The sequence below is a fragment of the Thalassobaculum salexigens DSM 19539 genome (genome assembly GCF_000423805.1).
Lineage (GTDB): Bacteria > Pseudomonadota > Alphaproteobacteria > Thalassobaculales > Thalassobaculaceae > Thalassobaculum > Thalassobaculum litoreum.
In genome coordinates this window covers 969,894-986,717 of sequence record NZ_KE384093.1, presented here as the reverse complement: position 1 = coordinate 986,717, position 16,824 = coordinate 969,894, and the positions used below count along the sequence as shown (strand labels likewise).

The following is a 16,824-nucleotide window of genomic DNA, read 5'->3' as shown; positions in this document are numbered from 1 at the left end:
ATATCAGAAACCCGGAGACGCGGCCGATTTGCGCAACGCCTCGAGCGCCTCGTCATCATAGCGCCATTCGCGCTTGCAGAATTCACAGTTAACGATCAGCGCGCCGTCGACCTTCATGTCCTCGATCTCGTCCCGATTCAAGGACAGCAGGACGCGCTCCACCCGCTCCCGCGAGCAGCGGCAGGAATCAGTCATCGGCTGGGCCTCGTAGGCCCGCACGCCCTCCTGGTGGAACAGCCGGTAGAGCAACTGGTCCGGCGCGAGGTCGGCGGCGAGAAGTTCCTGGGCGCGGGCGCTGCTCATCAGGGTGACCGCCGTGCGCCACAGGTCGTCGTACTCGTCCTCGCTGGGCCGCCCGGGCAGGTCGCGGGAATAGGGCAGGCGCTGAACCATGATGCCGCCCGCGCGCCAGCCGTCGTCGCGGCGGCCCGCGGCGATCAGGACGCCGGCATCGAGCTGCTCCGACTGCTGGAAATAGGCATGGGTGCATTCCGACAGCGTCCGGCCGGACAGCTCCACGATGCCCTGATAGCGGTCGGTGTTGGCGCCCTGGTCGACGGTGAAGGCGATGTAGCCGCCGCCGAGCAGGCGCGGCACGGACCGCGCCGCCACGTCGGCGGGGTCGAGCTGCGCCACCCGATCGGCGTCGAAGGTCGCATAGGCGCGCACCGCGCCGGCCGTGGTCACGTCGGCCATCAGCACGCCGATGGGGCCGTCGCCCTTGGTCTGCAGGGTGAACACGCCCTCGTACTTCAGCGACCCGGCGAGACAGGCGGCCAGCGCCGCCGTCTCCCCAAGCATCACCGACACCGCTTCCGGATAGGCGTGGCGGCCCAGAATCCCGTCAATGACCGACCCGAGTCGGACCACGCGGCCGCGCAGTCCGTAGGGGTCGATCTGGAAAGGCAGGATGATGTCGTCGCGACCGGTGTTCTCGAACAGCGCTTCGCGTTCTCTCATCTCGTCTCCGATAGGCACCAGTGCAGGATGGCCATCTGACTGTGCATGCGGTTCTCGGCCTCGTCGAACACGATGGACTGAGGGCCGTCGATCACCTCCGCCGTGACCTCCTCGCCGCGATGGGCCGGCAGGCAGTGCATGAACACCGCCTCCGGCCTGGCCTTCGCCATCAGCGCGCTGTCCACCCGATAGGGTGCCAGGAGGTTGTGACGGTTGGAATCCGCGTCGCCCATGGAGACCCAGGTGTCGGTCACCACAGCGTCGGCACCGGACACCGCCGCCTGCGGGTCGTGGGTGATCTCCACCCGGCCGCCCTGGGCCCGGGCCCAGTCGACCACGTCCTGCGGCGGCATGAGTTCCGGCGGACAGGCGATGCGCAGCACGAAGTCGAACTGCACCGCCGCCTGGATCCAGGAGGCCGCCATGTTGTTGCCGTCACCGGACCAGGCGATCACCCGATCCTTGATCGGCCCGCGATGCTCCTCGAACGCCATCACGTCGGCCATGAGCTGGCAAGGGTGGGTGCGGTCGGTCAGCCCGTTGATCACCGGCACCGTGGCGTTCTCCGCCAGCTCGATCAGCGTGGTCTCCGCGAAGGTCCGGATCATGATGCAGTCGACATAGCGCGACAGCACACGGGCGGTATCGGCCACGGACTCCCCGCGGCCAAGCTGGAGATCCGCCCCGTTCAGCACCACCACCTCACCGCCGAGGCGCTTCATGCCGGCCTCGAAGGAGACGCGCGTGCGGGTCGAGGGCTTCTCGAAGATCAGGGCCAGCACCTTGCCGTCCAGCGGACGCTCGGCCAACCCGTCGCCGCGCTTGAAGTCCTTCGCCTGCTCGATCATCCCACGCAGGGTCGAGGCATCGACCTGATCGAGATCGAGGAAGTGCTTCACCCCCCCGGTCATCGGTTCGCCTGCCCGGTCAAGCGGCATGACGGGCCAGCCCGGCGCAGGCCGCGTCGATCAGTCCGACCGCCTCAGACACATGGCTCTCCTCGATGGTCAGCGGCGGCAGGACCCGCAGCACGTTCTCGCCGGCACCCACGGTCAGCAGGCCCTTCTCGCGCAGCGCGGTCTGCAGATCGCCGGCAGGGACGACGCATTTCAGGCCCATCAGGAAGCCGGAGCCGCGCACCTCCTCGATCACGCCGGGATGCTTCGCCACCAGCTTCTTCAGCTGATCGCGCAGCGACTCCGACGTCTTGACCACGTGCTCCAGGAAGGACGGCTCGGAGACGATGTCGACCACCGTCTTGGCCGCGACCATGGCCAGCGGGTTGCCGCCATAGGTCGAACCGTGCAGCCCCGGCTTCATGCCGGAGGCCGCCTTCTCGCTGGCCATCACCGCGCCGACCGGGAAGCCGCCGCCGAGACCCTTGGCCGTCGCCATGATGTCGGGAACGATGCCCGACCACTCATGGGCCCACAGCTTGCCGGTCCGGCCCATGCCGCACTGGACCTCGTCGAACACCAGCATCAGGCCGAACTCGTCGGCGATCTCGCGCAGCGCCTGCAGGTATTCCGGCGGGGCGACGAAGATACCGCCCTCGCCCTGCACCGGCTCCACCAGGATGGCGGCCGCATCGTCGGCAGCGGCGGCGTCGCGCATCTCGTTCAGATTGCCGAAGGCGACATGGGTGAAGCCCTGCACCCGCGGGCCGAAGCCCTCGCGATAGGCTTCCTTGTCGGTCGCCGACAGGGTGCCCAGGGTCCGGCCGTGGAAGGCGTGGTTGCAGCAGATCACCTTGGTCCGATGCGGCTGGCCCACATGGAACTGGTAGCGGCGCGCCACCTTGATCGAGCCTTCCAGGGCCTCGGCACCGGAGTTGCAGAAGAACACGGTGTCGGCGAAGGACGTCGCCACCAGCTTGTCGGCCAGCGCCTCCTGCTCCGGAATCCGGTACAGGTTGGACACGTGCATCAGCTTGGCGGCCTGATCGGCGATCGCCTTGGCCAGCTTCGGATGGGCATGGCCCAGGGAGTTGGTGGCGATGCCGGTCGCGAAGTCGAGGAATCGTCGGCCGTCGGTGCTATACAAGTAGGGTCCCTCGCCCCGCTCGAAGGCGATGTCGATCCGGCCATAGGTCGGCATCACGCTAGTCACCACGACACTTACTCCTCACTTGTTGCCGCCGGGTCTGCGCGAATCGCCCCCGGACCGGCGAAAACGGCGATACTCAGTATGCGTCCGGCGCTTGTCAACGTGAACCGCGTGATCGTTCGATTAATATTTACAGGTGTATTCACGGCACCCGATCCTCGAGTTCCTCTCGAGCGAGTTCGAGCCCCTGTTAAAGACATGCGGTCATCCCGGCGAACCCGAGCGCCACCACCGGGTCCCGGCCCGCCCCCGGATCGGGTCCGGAGGCGTCCGGGATGACGGGATTTTCGAATGGGAGAGCCCCCTCGCCCTACGCGCCCCCAGGGGCGTATCGAAGGGCCAGGCGTGCTAGTCTCGCCCCATGAGACAGCCCCCTCGTGGAAAGAAGCGCGGCCCGCTGACCAAGGCCTATCTGGAGCGCGCCGCCCTGCACTATCTGGAACGCTATGCCAGCTCCGTGGAAGGCCTGCGCCGCGTCCTGATGCGCCGTGTCGACAAGGCGGCGTGGGAGGAACGCTGCGATCCGGCCGAGGCGACGCCCTGGGTCGAGGACGTCGTCGCGCGCTACGCCGCCTCGGGCCTGGTCGACGACCGCAGCTTCGCCGAAGGCAAGGCCGCCAGCCTGCGCCGCCGCGGCGACTCCGCCCGCCGGATCGCGCTCAAGCTGCGCGAGAAGGGTGTCGACGGCGAGCTGATCGACACGGTGCTGGAGGAGCAGGACGGCGAGGACAGCGAGGCAGCCGAGATCGCCGCCGCCTGCCGCTTCGCTCGACGGCGCCGGCTCGGGCCGCTGCGCGCTCCGGAGGAACGGGAGGACCGCCGGGACCGGGACATGGCCGCGCTGGCCCGCGCCGGCTTCTCCCTCGATATCGCCCGGCGGGTCCTGGACCTGGAAGACGCGGACGCGCTGGAGGAGGCGATGCGCGGCGATACGCTGTAAACCGTGTTGTAAATCCTTTGACAGAACCGGCCGCAAGGTTTCGCGTTCCTTGACATAATCCGTCCTGTCGTCGGGAAACTTCGGACCCGCATCTTGTTAACCACGCGCCCGATGCAGATACTGCGGTCTGAAAACCTCCCCGGACAGGGGTAGAAAAGCAGAGGGCAGAGGGAGCGATCGCATGTCCACAGACATCCTTGAGGTACCAGCGGAGTTCGCCGCCAACGCCCTGGTCGATACCGCCAAGTACCAGGAGATGTACAAGCGCTCGATCGAGGACCCCGAAGGGTTCTGGGGCGAGCACGGCAAGCGGATCGACTGGATCAAGCCGTATACCAAGGTGAAGGACGTCTCCTACGACGCCAGCGACCTGCACATCCGCTGGTACGAGGACGGCACGCTGAACGTGGCAGCGAACTGCATCGACCGCCATCTCGCCGACAAGGCCGACCAGGCCGCCATCATCTGGGAAGGCGACGAGCCGAACGTCAGCAAGACGATCACCTATCGCGAACTCCACGAGCAGGTCTGCCGCCTGGCCAACGCGATGAAGGATCTGGGCGTCAAGAAGGGCGACCGGGTCACCATCTACATGCCGATGATCCCCGAGGCCGCCTACGCGATGCTGGCCTGCGCGCGGATCGGCGCGATTCACTCCGTGGTGTTCGGCGGCTTCTCGCCGGAGAGTCTGCACGGCCGCATCGAGGATTGCGACAGCACGGTGCTGATCACCTCCGATGCCGGCATGCGCGGCGGCCGTCACATCCCGCTGAAGAAGAACGCCGACGAGGCGCTCGAGCACTGCCCGAACTGCAAGACCGTGATCGTCGTCCAGCACACCGGCGACGACGTCACCATGGTCGAGGGTCGCGACCACTGGTACCACGACGTCACCGCCGCGGCCTCGCCGGACTGCCCGCCGGAGGAGATCGGCGCGGAAGACCCGCTGTTCATCCTCTACACCTCGGGCTCGACCGGTAAGCCCAAGGGCGTCCTGCACACCTCGGGCGGCTATTTGGTCTATGCGTCGATGACCCACGAATACGTCTTCGACTACAAGCCGGGCGAGGTCTACTGGTGCACCGCCGATGTCGGCTGGGTTACCGGCCACAGCTACATCCTCTACGGCCCGCTGGCCAACGGGGCGACGACGCTGATGTTCGAAGGTGTGCCGAACTATCCCAACACCAGCCGGTTCTGGGACGTGGTCGACAAGCACAAGGTGAACACCTTCTACACCGCCCCGACCGCCATCCGCGCGCTGATGCGCGAGGGCGAGGACCCGGTAAAGAAGACCGACCGTTCGTCGCTGCGCCTGCTCGGCTCCGTGGGCGAGCCGATCAACCCGGAAGCCTGGCTGTGGTATCACCGCGTGGTCGGCGACGAGCGCTGCCCGGTGGTCGACACCTGGTGGCAGACCGAGACCGGCGGCATCCTGATTTCGCCGCTGCCCGGCGCCACCTCACTGAAGCCCGGCTCCGCCACCCTGCCGTTCTTCGGCATCAAGCCGGTCGTGGTCGACAACGAGCACAACGACCTGGAGGGGGCGACCGAGGGCAACCTCTGCATCGAGGACAGTTGGCCGGGTCAGATGCGCACGGTCTACGGCGACCACGAGCGCTTCATCCAGACCTATTTCACAACCTTCCCGGGCCGCTATTTCTCCGGCGACGGCTGCCGGCGCGATGCCGACGGCTATTACTGGATCACCGGCCGCGTCGACGACGTGATCAACGTCTCGGGCCACCGGATGGGGACCGCCGAGGTCGAGAGTGCGCTGGTCGCCCATTCCAAGGTCGCGGAATCCGCCGTGGTCGGCTATCCGCACGACCTCAAGGGTCAGGGCATCTACGCCTATGTCACCCTTAACGCCGGCGAGGAGCCGAGCGAGGAGCTGCGCAAGGAACTGGTCCAGTGGGTGCGCAAGGAAATCGGACCCATCGCCTCGCCGGACCTCATCCAATGGGCACCGGGGTTGCCAAAGACCCGATCGGGCAAGATCATGCGACGGATCCTGCGGAAAATCGCCGCAAACGAGCATGATCAGCTCGGCGATACCTCCACCCTGGCAGATCCGGCCGTGGTCGATGACCTGGTCGAAAACCGGATGAACAGGGGATAGGCGTCAGGCATCTGGCCCATCCTCGAAAGGGGAGCGGGCATGTCGCGAGACGACCAGATCATGGCCAACCTAGAGAACGCGACGGAATTGTCCGTCGCGTTCGCCCGCTACTGGCTGTCCCTGCCGTCCGTCGACCTGATCCCCAGCCGCCGGCATTTCGAGCCGGAACGCATCCCCGGGCTGCTGGCCAACTTGGTGATTCACGAACTGGTCTCGCCCGAGCACCTGAAGCTGCGGCTGGTCGGCACGGCGGTGGTCGACGATTACGGCCAGGAGATCACCGGCCGGAACTATCTCGATTTCGTCGACGAGGCCCGGCGGGAAAAGGCCTCGCGGGCGATTTTCCTGGTCTGCGAACAGCCGGCCGCCATGCTGGTGCACCTGTGCTCGACCGCCGCCAACGGCACCGTTCTCACCCGGGAGTCCATCGCCTTTCCCATGCGCGACGACCACGGCACGGCGAAGCTCGTCTATTTCTGCTCCAACCCGGCGGTGGAGCGGAAGACCTATGTCGACGCCCGCGACGCGTTGAAGGTGATGAACGTTCTCGATCGGCGCTATATCGACATCGGGGCAGGCGTGCCGGAGTTCAACGATTGAACGGTGCCCACGTCCCGCGGCGCGCGCCATTGCGCGTCGAGGAGGTTACGGCGTGACGGATCTCGGCCTCAATCCCACCCTGCAGACGTTCGCCGACCACTGGGCCGCCCTGCCGAAGACCGGCCTCGTCCCCCATCGGCGCGACTTCCACCCCGAGCGGCTTGGCCGTGCGCTGGCCCATATGGTGGTGCACGAGCTGATCTCGCCCACAGACATCCGCCTGCGGATCGTGGGCACGGTGATCGGGCGCGCCTATGACGAGGAGATCACCGGCCGCAACTATCTCGACATGGTGCCCGCGGAGCGCCGCAAGGCCGCCGCCCGGCCGTTCTTCGCTGCCTGCGCGACGCCCTGCGGCATGTACACGCGCATGCGCTCGGTCGCCTGGCGCGGGCTGACCATGGAGCGGATCTCGCTCGGCTTTCCGGTGCGCGACGACACCGGCGTGCGCTGGTTCTACTCCTGTTCGACGACCGAGCCGTCGCAGGAGCCGGATTTCGATTTCGGCAATGACGGGGTGGCGACGGTCACCGAGGTGCTCGACCGACGGTTTCTCGATATCGGCGCCGGCATCCCCGACTGAGACCCACCGGTCTCTGCGACCTGAAAATCTTTGCCAGAGTCGCGGCGAATGACGTCGGGTCATTGACAGGCCCCACGGGAACGGGCGCATAAGATACGATCCGCTTCTCAAACCGGGCAGCACGCCATGCACGTCTACCTGCCGATCGCCGAGGTTTCCGTGAACCTTCTGGTGATCCTTGGGCTGGGTGGCGCGATCGGCATCCTCTCCGGACTGTTCGGCGTCGGCGGCGGCTTCCTGATGACCCCGCTGCTGATCTTCATCGGCATTCCGCCGGCGGTGGCGGTGGCGACCAGCGCCAACCAGATCGTCGGCGCCTCGGTATCCGGCGTGCTCGCCCACTGGCGGCGCGGCAATGTCGACCTGCGCATGGGCACGGTCCTGCTGCTGGGCGGCATTCTCGGCTCGACGATCGGCGTCGTGCTGTTCAACGCGCTGCGCTCGATCGGCCAGATCGATCTGGTCATCCGGCTCAGCTACGTGATCCTGCTGGGCAGCATCGGCGGGCTGATGCTGAACGAGAGCATTCGCTCGATCCGGCGCACCCGCTCGGCCACGCCGCGGCGACGCAAGATCCATCAGCACACCTGGCTGCACGGCCTGCCGTTCAAGATGCGGTTCCGCAAGTCGAAGCTGTATATCAGCGTGCTGCTGCCGCTGGGCGTGGGCGTGGTGATCGGCACGCTGACGGCGATGATGGGCGTGGGCGGCGGCTTCATCCTGGTGCCGGCGATGATCTACCTGCTCGGCATGCCGACCAGCGTGGTCGTCGGCACCTCGCTGTTCCAGATCATCTTCGTGACCGCCAACGTCGTCTTCCTGCAGGCGATCAATACACAGACCGTGGACGTGGTTCTGGCCATCGTGCTGCTGATCGGCGGCGTGGTCGGCGCCCAGATCGGCACCCGGCTCGGCGCCAACCTGCGCGGCGAACAGCTCCGCGGCCTGCTGGCCCTGATGGTGCTGGCGGTCAGCCTCAAGCTCGCCGTCGATCTCACCGCCACGCCGACGGAACTGTTCAGCGTCGAGTCCCTGCATCCCGAGGTCCTCAACAGTCACTGAGGCCGGGACGGATCACACGTCCTGGGATTTCCGCCACTTCTCCGCCGGCGGCATCAGGTATTCCACGCCGCCGCTGTCCTTCAGGGTGATCACCACGTCGATGGCGATGGAGATCCGGGTGCCCGGCGTGTTGTTGGGCTCGGTGCCGTGATAGGTCTTCGACGGGAAGATGACGATGTCGTCCTCCTCCACCGGCAGGTCGACCATCTCGGAATTCAGGATGTTGCTCTCGGTGATCAACCCCATGTCGCGGGAATGCTGCTCGAACAGGCCGGGGGAGAATTCGTTCAGCGGGTCCGGCAGGTGGAACACCAGGTTGCCGGTGCCGGCATCCTTGACCGGGTAGTACACCACCGAGATGTGGCTCTGGTTGTGGCGGTGACGACGGATCGACTGGCCCGGCTCGCTCACCGTGCCCCAGGACCGGGTGTAGTGCAGGTCGAGCTTCGACGGGTCGATCTTCAGCGCCCGCAGATAGTCCACCATCCGGGCATGCACTCCCTTGAACATCGGCGCCATCGCCGGTTCCAAGTGCAGGAACTCGCGGCCGTTGCGGTCGCCGGTCCAGGCGCTGGTCTTGGACACCCCCGCCTTGGAGCCGGTGCGGTAGGCGTTGATCACCGCGTCGCCGATCTGGCGGCGATAGGCCTGGTCGAGGCCCAGCCGGTCCTTGTACACGGTCAGCGGAAAGCAGTTCAGGATGGTGGCCATCGCGCCCTCGGCAGCGGATCAGTCGATGGCACAGCAATGCTATCGCCCCGCTCCCGCGTCAACCGCCCCCGTCAACCATCCGGGCGACGATTGCGGCTGCATTCCCCCGGACGATGGCCTAATTAGGCGTTCATGAGCTGGTCGAGAGACGGATCCGGTGGCCCGCGGCGCGGCTATCACCACGGCAATCTGAAGGAGGCCCTGATACAGGCCGCCCTGAACCTGATTGCCGAAAAGGGCGCCGGTGGCTTCAGCTTCGCCGATGCGGCCCGCTCCGCCGGGGTCAGCCCGGCCGCCCCCTACCGGCATTTCCGCGACCGCGACGCCCTGCTCGCCGATGTGGCCGAGCGCGGCTTCACCCTGTTCGCCGACAAGCTCGCGGCGGCCTGGGACGACGGCAAGCCCGATCCCTTCGCCGCCTTCGAACGCGCCGGTCAGGCCTATCTCGCCTTCGCCCGCGAGGAGCCGTCCCACTATTCGGCGATGTTCGAGGCCGGGATCGACCGCAACGCCACGCCGGAGCTGCGCCGCGCCTCGGACGAGGCCTTCTCGGTCTTGCGCCGGGCCGCCGACACCCTATGTGCACTGGCGCCGGAGGGCGAACGACCGCCGGCCCTGATGGTCGCCCTGCATGTCTGGAGCCTGGCCCACGGGGTCGCCTCCCTGTTCACCCGCAACGCCGGCGGTTCACGGTCCCTGCCGATGACGCCGGAAGAGCTGCTGGAGGCCGGCGTGCTGGTCTATCTGCAGGGCCTGGGACTGCCGGTCCACCAGCGCTGACGACGCGCCGACGATTGCGGGATTTCTCACACGAATTTTTCCGCTCGTCCTTCTTGATACGCCCGGCGCGATCTCTTATGTAAATGTTATAAACATTAACATTGGAGGTTCTATGGAGCTGGTTCACAAGCTCGATGAATACGGCAAACCGGCCTGGATCGGGCTGATGGTCGCCGGCTTCGTCGTTTTCTGGCCGATCGGCCTCGCGATCCTGGGTTACATGATGTGGAGTGGACGGATGGGTTGTTTCAAGCGTAGCCGCGGTCAGTGGTGGAAGTCAGAGTCCCGCGCCAGCGGATCGAGCGGCAATGCCGCCTTCGACGACTACAAGGCCGAGACCCTGCGCCGGCTCGAGGAAGAGCAGCAGGAGTTCCAGGATTTCCTGGAGCAGCTCCGCCGGGCCAAGGACAAGGCCGAGTTCGACCAGTTCATGTCCCAGCGCCGGTCCCGCCCAGACGGCCCGTCGCCGGACGCAACCCCGGCCTGACACGCCCCGGGTCCGATGCGGCAGACATGACCGAAAGAGAGAAGGCCCGCCTGGAGCGGGCCTTCGTCGTCTTCGGGCCCCGCCAGCAGGACGTCACAACTAGAAAAAGTTTCGGTCAACGAGCCAGTTCACACGGCGCCGTGATGGATGCAACCTCTGCATTTAGAGCATTAATAAATTGAAAAACAAAAAGCATCCCGCAGAAGCATCGGCAGGTAGAAACATCGGCAGAACGTGGGGAGTCGGTCTCTAAGGGGAACTTTCCCTAAGGCTGGATGCGCTACCCGGCCGGCGAGTTTCCCCCGCTCTCAACCGTCTTCCCGGCCTCGCGCCGGGACCGAGGATCGGAACCGCTGGAACGGCAAGGGAACAGTCTCCGGCGCTCCATCACGCCGATGTCTCGGTCCCGGGGCAGGCCCGGGAAGACGGGAAGGTCGAGGAAAGCGACACTTCCCTCAACCGCCCGAGACCTTCACCCCGGTGTCTTACACCCCGAGACTTTCACCCCAAATCCTTCACCGCTGCCACGGTGACGGCCGTCACCGCGCCTATTCGGCAGCCTGAGCGCTCACGGTGGCCTGATCCATCAGGTCGTAGGTGAAGACCTTGGAGATGATCTTCCACTCGCCGCCGATCCGAATGCAGTTCAGGTAGTCCGTGAACAGCTTCTGGCCGATGGCGATCTGCACCTTGGCCAGGGCCAGTTCAGGGTTGGCGAGGTCGATCGACAGGATACGGTCGCGATTGGTCTCGCCGTTGGCGGCCGGGGCCGCACGACCGGCGACCCGCGCGTAGACCGCGTCCATGTCGTCATCGGTGAGCGAGCCGTCGCGGGCCGACAGCAGATGGCAGCTCGGATGGAACACCGTCTTCAGGAGTTCCACGTCGCCGTTGTAGAAGCCGTCGAAGTAGCGCTGCATCAGCTCGGTGATTTCTGCATAGGCCTTGGTCATGGAGTCCTCCTGCATCGATGGATTGTCACCCCGATCACATGGATCGGTTGGCGCCAGAGTACAGGGGGCCCTGGGTACGCCCAAGGGGCAATGGGGCACGCCCAAGGGGCAATGACGGAACCGGTGCCCGCGCGGGCGACGGTCGATCCGCACCTCGATCCGTCATGCGGATCGGGTATGCTCGCGGTTCCCTCACCATCCTACGGCCCGCCCCGTCATGGTCGACACCACCACTCTCTTCGACAGCGCCGTCGATCACTACGTCCGCCACCGCCTCGCCTATCCGCCGGAGATGATCGCCGACATCGTCAGGCGCTTCACCCTGGAGGACGGCATCGGCCGGGTCCTCGACATCGGCTGCGGTCCCGGGTCCCTGACCTTCGGGCTGCATGATCTGGGGGTGACGGTGACCGGGATCGAGCCGAACAGCGCCATGCTGGCCGCCGCCCAACGCAAGGCGGCGGAACTCGGCGCCGACATCCTCTTCGCCAACAAGACCGCCGAGGCGGTCGGGCCGGAGGACGGCCCGGCGCGGGTCGCCCTGTTCGGCCGGTCGTTCCACTGGACCGACCGGGCGCTGGTCCTGGCACGCCTGGAGCGGGTGCTCGAGCCCGGCGGCGGCGTGGTAATCGTGCATGAGGATACCAGGACCCGATCGGAGACGCGGATCGGACAGGTGGTCGAGGCCCTGAAGCGGGACTGGTGCCCGGACGGCATCCCCGGCGCGGCCAGCCGCGGCCATCATGAAGAGTTCCTGCACGCCTCCACCTTCAGCGAGGTCGAGCGGGTACTGTATCCGGTGGCGCGGCGGTGGACCGTGGACGACGCGATCGGTCACATGTTCTCCACCTCGTATTTCAATCCCAAGCGTCTCGGAACGCGGGTCGACAGCTTCGCGATAGATGCCCGCTCCCGCCTGCTTGCCCTGGAGCCCACCGGACTGTTCGAGGAGCGCCTCGCCTTCTCCGCCCTCTACGCCACCCGGCCCCGGCACAAGGGACACTGACCGGCGGCGCGCAGGTGCTTGCCCTGTGCGGTCGGCGGTGCTTCTCTCTGCTCAGTCCCGAAGCCCGGCAGGAGCGGCGCCATGTACCTCTCGTCCGACGATCAGCGCACCACCGCCCAGAGCTGGTTCGAGGAACTGCGCGACAGGATCTGCGCCGCATTCGAAGCGCTGGAGGACAGCTACGACGGCCCGCTGAGGGACCGCGCGCCGGGCCGGTTCGAACGCAAGCCCTGGGAGCGGGACGGCGGTGGCGGCGGGGTGATGTCCGTGATGAAGGGCCGGGTCTTCGAGAAGGTCGGGGTCAACATCTCCACGGTCCACGGCGAGTTCTCCGAGGAGTTCCGCAAGCAGATCCCCGGCGCCGACGAGGACCCGCGGTTCTTCGCCACCGGCATCTCCCTGGTCGCCCATATGCAGTCGCCCAAGGTGCCGGCCGTGCATATGAACACCCGGCACATCGCCACCACCAAGAGCTGGTTCGGCGGCGGCGCCGACCTGACGCCGATGGTGCCGGAGCAGGTCGATACCGACGCCTTCCATGCCGGCCTCAAGGCCGCCTGCGACAAGCACGACCCGGCGTACTATCCGAGGTTCAAGGAATGGTGCGACGAGTACTTTCACCTGAAGCACCGCGACGAGCCGCGCGGCATCGGCGGCATCTTCTACGACTACCTGGACCAGGATTTCGACAGCGCCTTCGCCTTCACCAAGGATGTCGGGCTGGCCTTCCTGGAGACCTACCCGAAGATCGCCGCCCGGCGGATGAACGAGGACTGGACGCCAGCCGAGCGCGAGCACCAGCTCGTGCGGCGCGGCCGCTACGTGGAGTTCAACCTGCTCTACGACCGCGGCACGATCTTCGGGCTAAAGACCGGCGGCAACGTGGAGGCGATTCTGATGAGCCTGCCGCCGGAAGTGCGCTGGCCCTGAGACCGGCGTCCAGGGGCGGCCACGTGGCGCTTGACCGGCCGCATCCCGCCGCTACCGTCAACGGATGACCAAACCCGTCTCCCTGATCCTGAACGGTGTCGAACTGCTGGCCGATCCCGGCGGCGTGCTGATCTGGCCGGCGCGCGAAACGCTGATCGTGGCCGACCTGCATCTGGAGAAGGGCTCGAGCCTGGCGCGCAAGGGCACGCTGCTGCCGCCCTACGACACCCGGGCGACCGTCGCCCGGCTGGCCGCCGCCATCGAAACCCATCGGCCGCGCCGGGTGATCTGCGTCGGCGACAGCTTTCACGACGCGGCCGGATCCGCCCGGCTCGACGACATGGACCGCGCCGCGCTGGACCGCCTGGTCGAGACGGTGGCGTGGATCTGGATCACCGGCAATCATGACCCGGGCCCGCCGAGCGGCCTCGGCGGCATCGTCACCGACGGGCTGGTGGACGGCCCGCTGACCTTCCGTCACGAGGCCAGGGACACCGGCGGCCCGGGCGAGATCTCCGGCCACTACCACCCCGTGGCCCGGCTGCGGATCAAGGGCCGCACCGTCTCCGGACGCTGCTTCGTGAATGACGGCGCGCGGCTGATCCTGCCGGCATTCGGTGCCTATACCGGCGGCCTCGATGTGTGCGCGCCGGATCTGCGCCGGCTGTTCGCGCGCCGGTTCGAGGTGGCGCTGCTGCAGTCGGGACGGGTCTGGCGCGTTCCCTCCTCCGAGCTTCTGTCCCCACCGCCGGCGCAGATCGGCACGCCCGTGGAACGGCGAGAGAGCGTGCGATGAGAACGCGCGAGGCGGACCTGCTGGCCCTGGCCGTGAAGGCCGCCGAGGAGCACCCCGATGCGACCGCGCTGCTCGTCGACCTGTCCCACGTGCCGCATATCGACGATCCGGCGTTCTTCCGCGTCCTGGTCGGCCGGCTGCAGGAGCGCGCCCGACAGCTCGATGCCCAGCGCTTCGATCTGGCGGACCACCGGATCTGCTTCGTTGTCCGCACCAGCGACGCTGCGACGCTTGAGACCGCCGTGAAATCGCTCTCGTCCCTCCTGGTGGCCCACGGCAAACCGCCTATCCAAGAGACCAGGTTCGCCCTGCAGACCCGCCCCGAGCCGTTCCTGACCGCCTGCCGGGAGATGGCCAAGGCGGTCGAGAACCGCCCGGATTTCCGAGCCGAGGACGACGACGGCAGGGCCCTGGCCGCGTTCCTGGCGATCGAGCGCAATCTCGCCGCAGCCGATATCTCGAACCTGCTGCGCGAACAGGCGATCGTCGATCTGTCGGACCCGGCAGCGCCGTCGATCCTGGCGATCGAGATCTTCACCTCCATTCAGGCGGTCCAGACGCTCTACGGCATCCCGCTGACCCGCAATCCCTGGCTTTTCGACCGGGTCACCGAGATCCTGGACCGGCGCATGCTGCTCCACCTCTCGCGCGACCGCGCCCAGACCGACCGGCGGCTGTCGATCAACATCCATCTGTCCACGGTCCTGTCCGACAGCTTCGAGACCTTCCTGCTCGACCAGCGCTTCGACTGGCGCCGGCATCTGATCTTCGAGCTGTCCCATATCGAGATGATCGACGCGCCGGATCGGTTCGCCGCGGCCCTTCGCCGCTTCACCGATCTCGAGGCGACGGTCGCGGTGGACGCCGTACCTTGGACGTCCTTGGCGCACATGGCCGAGGCTTCGTCCGATATTCGGTTTATCAAGGTCGAATGGGCACCGGACCTGGCGAGCCTCGACGGTGACGCCCGCACCCGGCTGACCGAGATGCTGGACCGCATCGGCCGTGACCGTATCGTTCTGCACCACTGCCCGGACGAGGCCGCGATCGAGACCGCGCTGGCCCTCGGCATCCATCTGGTCCAGGGATGGGGCGTGGATGCCCGTCTCAGCCACCCGGTCGCGGCCGAAAAGCCCACGACGACAGCGCCCCATGGCCGGAAACCCCGCTCCCAACGGCGCTAGCCGTCTCCAGACCGGGCGTCGGCCTGATCCGGCGCACGCGCGGCCGCGTACCTCATGTTACCGACCGCAACCGGCCCAAGCCTTTCATGCCTGAAACCGCCCCGACCCTTCTCTGGTTCCGACGCGACCTGCGCCTGGACGACAATCCCGCCCTCGCCGCCGCCGTGACGCGCGGCGGGCCGGTGATCCCGCTGTTCGTTCTCGACGATGACGACGCGGGCGACTGGCGTCCAGGCGGTGCGTCGCGCTGGTGGCTGCACCACGCGCTGAAGGACCTCGCCAAGGCCCTGTCGAAGGCTGGCAGCCCGCTGATCCTGCGGCGCGGGAAGGCCGCCGACGTGATCGATGCCGTCATTCAGGAGACCGGCGCCGACGCCGTCTACTGGAACCGGCGGTACGAGCCCTGGGCGACCGAGCGCGACGGCCGGATCAAGACGGCCCTGAAGAAGCGCGACATCGAGGTGCAGAGCTTCAACGGCAGCCTGCTCTACGAGCCCTGGGAGATCGTCTCCAAACAGGGTACGCCGCTGAAGGTCTTCTCGCCGTTCTGGCGGGCGGTGCAGGCCAAGGGCGACCCGGCCGCGCCGCTGGCCGCGCCGAAGATGCTCCGCGCGCCGGCGACGGCCACGGGCAGCGAGGGGCTCGACGACTGGTCCCTGCTGCCGACGCGGCCTGACTGGGCCGGCGGCCTCCGCGCGACCTGGACGCCGGGCGAAGCCGGGGCGGCTGAGCGCCTGGAGCGGTTCCTCGACGAGGCCGTTCCCGACTACAAGGCCAAGCGCGATATCCCCGGCACCGCGGCCACCTCCGCCCTCTCGCCGCATCTGCATTTCGGCGAGATCTCGCCCCGACGGATCTGGCACGCCGCCCGGCTGGCCAGCGAGGCCCGCAGCAACGAGCCGATGGATCGCGGCACGGCGAGCTTCCTGTCGGAGATCTGCTGGCGCGAGTTCTCCTACAACCTGCTGTTCCACAATCCCGACCTGCCGGAGGTCTCGCTGAAGCGCGAGTTCGAGGACTTTCCCTGGCGCGACGATCCCGACGGCCTGACGGCGTGGCAGCGGGGACGGACCGGCTATCCCATCGTCGATGCCGGCATGCGCGAGCTCTGGCATACCGGCTGGATGCATAACCGGGTCCGGATGATCGCCGCCTCGTTTCTGATCAAAGACCTGCTGATACACTGGCGCGAGGGCGAAGCCTGGTTCTGGGACACCCTGGTCGATGCCGACCTCGCCAACAATGCCGCGAGCTGGCAGTGGGTCGCCGGCTGCGGGGCGGATGCCGCCCCCTATTTCCGGATCTTCAACCCGGTGCTCCAGGGCGAGAAGTTCGACGGCGACGGCGCCTATGTCCGGCGCTGGGTTCCGGAACTGGCGAAGCTTCCCGACGCGGTGATCCATAAGCCATGGGAGGCGAAACCGATGGAGCTGTCGGAGGCCGGCGTTACCCTGGGCAAGACCTACCCGCGTCCGATCGTCGATCATGCGGGCGCGCGGAAGCGGGCGCTGGAGGCGCTGGAGACGATCAAGAAGCGGTGATCGCGCCGCCTCCCTGATCCGGGCTCCGCTCCGGCTCGTATGATGGGAGCCACCAAGGGAGAG

Annotated in this window: 17 protein-coding genes; 12 read left to right on the top strand and 5 right to left on the bottom strand. The window is 67.1% G+C overall.

Annotation, left to right across the window (positions count from 1 at the left end):
* Positions 1-3: 3 nt before the first annotated feature.
* Genes hslO through G578_RS0108935 form a run of 3 tightly spaced genes read right to left on the bottom strand, consistent with a single transcriptional unit; the run spans position 4 to position 3,057 of the window.
* Positions 4-960, bottom strand: coding sequence for an Hsp33 family molecular chaperone HslO (gene hslO / locus G578_RS0108945; RefSeq protein WP_051244401.1), 957 nt, complete (start codon positions 958-960; stop codon positions 4-6).
* Positions 957-1,871, bottom strand: a complete 915-nt coding sequence (gene argF, locus G578_RS0108940; RefSeq protein ID WP_028793939.1) for an ornithine carbamoyltransferase — start codon at positions 1,869-1,871, stop codon at positions 957-959. Before argF ends, hslO begins: the two co-directional genes overlap by 4 nt.
* Positions 1,872-1,887: 16 nt before the next feature.
* Positions 1,888-3,057 carry an aspartate aminotransferase family protein gene (locus G578_RS0108935; protein ID WP_028793938.1) on the bottom strand — a complete coding sequence of 390 codons (1,170 nt, stop codon included), beginning with the start codon at positions 3,055-3,057 and terminating at the stop codon, positions 1,888-1,890.
* Between the two features lie 370 nt (positions 3,058-3,427).
* Here G578_RS0108935 and G578_RS0108930 point away from each other — a divergent pair, with 370 nt between their 5' ends.
* The 5 genes from G578_RS0108930 (at position 3,428) to G578_RS0108910 (ending at position 8,373) form a co-directional block, all read left to right on the top strand.
* Positions 3,428-4,006 (top strand): regulatory protein RecX, encoded by a 579-nt coding sequence (locus G578_RS0108930; protein ID WP_028793937.1) that lies wholly within the window; start codon positions 3,428-3,430, stop codon positions 4,004-4,006.
* 181 nt (positions 4,007-4,187) lie between these two features.
* Positions 4,188-6,128, top strand: coding sequence for an acetate--CoA ligase (gene acs / locus G578_RS0108925; RefSeq protein ID WP_028793936.1), 1,941 nt, complete (start codon positions 4,188-4,190; stop codon positions 6,126-6,128).
* A 39-nt stretch (positions 6,129-6,167) separates the two neighbouring features.
* Positions 6,168-6,728: a PAS domain-containing protein gene (locus tag G578_RS0108920; protein ID WP_028793935.1), complete on the top strand. Its 561-nt coding sequence runs from the start codon at positions 6,168-6,170 to the stop codon at positions 6,726-6,728.
* Between the two features lie 52 nt (positions 6,729-6,780).
* The gene (locus tag G578_RS0108915; protein WP_028793934.1) at positions 6,781-7,311 is read left to right on the top strand and encodes a PAS domain-containing protein; all 531 of its coding nucleotides are present in this window, start codon (positions 6,781-6,783) and stop codon (positions 7,309-7,311) included.
* Positions 7,312-7,437: 126 nt separating this feature from the next.
* Positions 7,438-8,373, top strand: coding sequence for a sulfite exporter TauE/SafE family protein (locus G578_RS0108910; protein ID WP_028793933.1), 936 nt, complete (start codon positions 7,438-7,440; stop codon positions 8,371-8,373).
* Between the two features lie 12 nt (positions 8,374-8,385).
* On the opposite strand, the gene G578_RS28305 is transcribed toward G578_RS0108910, so the two are convergent.
* Entirely contained in the window at positions 8,386-9,084 is a 699-nt protein-coding gene (locus G578_RS28305; protein ID WP_028793932.1) for a putative 2OG-Fe(II) oxygenase, read from the bottom strand.
* Between the two features lie 132 nt (positions 9,085-9,216).
* On the opposite strand from G578_RS28305, the gene G578_RS25510 reads away from it, so the two are divergent.
* Together G578_RS25510 and G578_RS0108895 are read left to right on the top strand one after the other, a co-directional pair.
* The gene (locus tag G578_RS25510; protein WP_038013936.1) at positions 9,217-9,864 is read left to right on the top strand and encodes a TetR/AcrR family transcriptional regulator; all 648 of its coding nucleotides are present in this window, start codon (positions 9,217-9,219) and stop codon (positions 9,862-9,864) included.
* A 112-nt stretch (positions 9,865-9,976) separates the two neighbouring features.
* Positions 9,977-10,351 carry a DUF2852 domain-containing protein gene (locus tag G578_RS0108895; protein WP_028793931.1) on the top strand — a complete coding sequence of 125 codons (375 nt, stop codon included), beginning with the start codon at positions 9,977-9,979 and terminating at the stop codon, positions 10,349-10,351.
* A 548-nt stretch (positions 10,352-10,899) separates the two neighbouring features.
* Here G578_RS0108895 and G578_RS0108890 read toward each other — a convergent pair.
* Positions 10,900-11,304, bottom strand: a complete 405-nt coding sequence (locus tag G578_RS0108890) for a nuclear transport factor 2 family protein (RefSeq protein WP_028793930.1) — start codon at positions 11,302-11,304, stop codon at positions 10,900-10,902.
* Positions 11,305-11,521: 217 nt separating this feature from the next.
* Between G578_RS0108890 and G578_RS0108885 the strand changes: the two genes are divergently transcribed.
* The 5 genes from G578_RS0108885 (at position 11,522) to G578_RS0108865 (ending at position 16,761) form a co-directional block, all read left to right on the top strand.
* Entirely contained in the window at positions 11,522-12,310 is a 789-nt protein-coding gene (locus G578_RS0108885; protein WP_028793929.1) for a class I SAM-dependent methyltransferase, read from the top strand.
* Positions 12,311-12,391: 81 nt separating this feature from the next.
* Positions 12,392-13,240, top strand: a complete 849-nt coding sequence (gene hemF / locus G578_RS0108880; RefSeq protein WP_028793928.1) for an oxygen-dependent coproporphyrinogen oxidase — start codon at positions 12,392-12,394, stop codon at positions 13,238-13,240.
* Positions 13,241-13,304: 64 nt separating this feature from the next.
* Entirely contained in the window at positions 13,305-14,036 is a 732-nt protein-coding gene (gene pdeM, locus G578_RS25505) for a ligase-associated DNA damage response endonuclease PdeM (protein ID WP_051244397.1), read from the top strand.
* Positions 14,033-15,220: an EAL domain-containing protein gene (locus G578_RS0108870; protein ID WP_028793927.1), complete on the top strand. Its 1,188-nt coding sequence runs from the start codon at positions 14,033-14,035 to the stop codon at positions 15,218-15,220. The genes pdeM and G578_RS0108870 overlap by 4 nt, the downstream gene beginning before the upstream one ends.
* Before the next feature lie 86 nt (positions 15,221-15,306).
* Positions 15,307-16,761: a cryptochrome/photolyase family protein gene (locus G578_RS0108865; protein WP_028793926.1), complete on the top strand. Its 1,455-nt coding sequence runs from the start codon at positions 15,307-15,309 to the stop codon at positions 16,759-16,761.
* Positions 16,762-16,824: the final 63 nt, after the last annotated feature.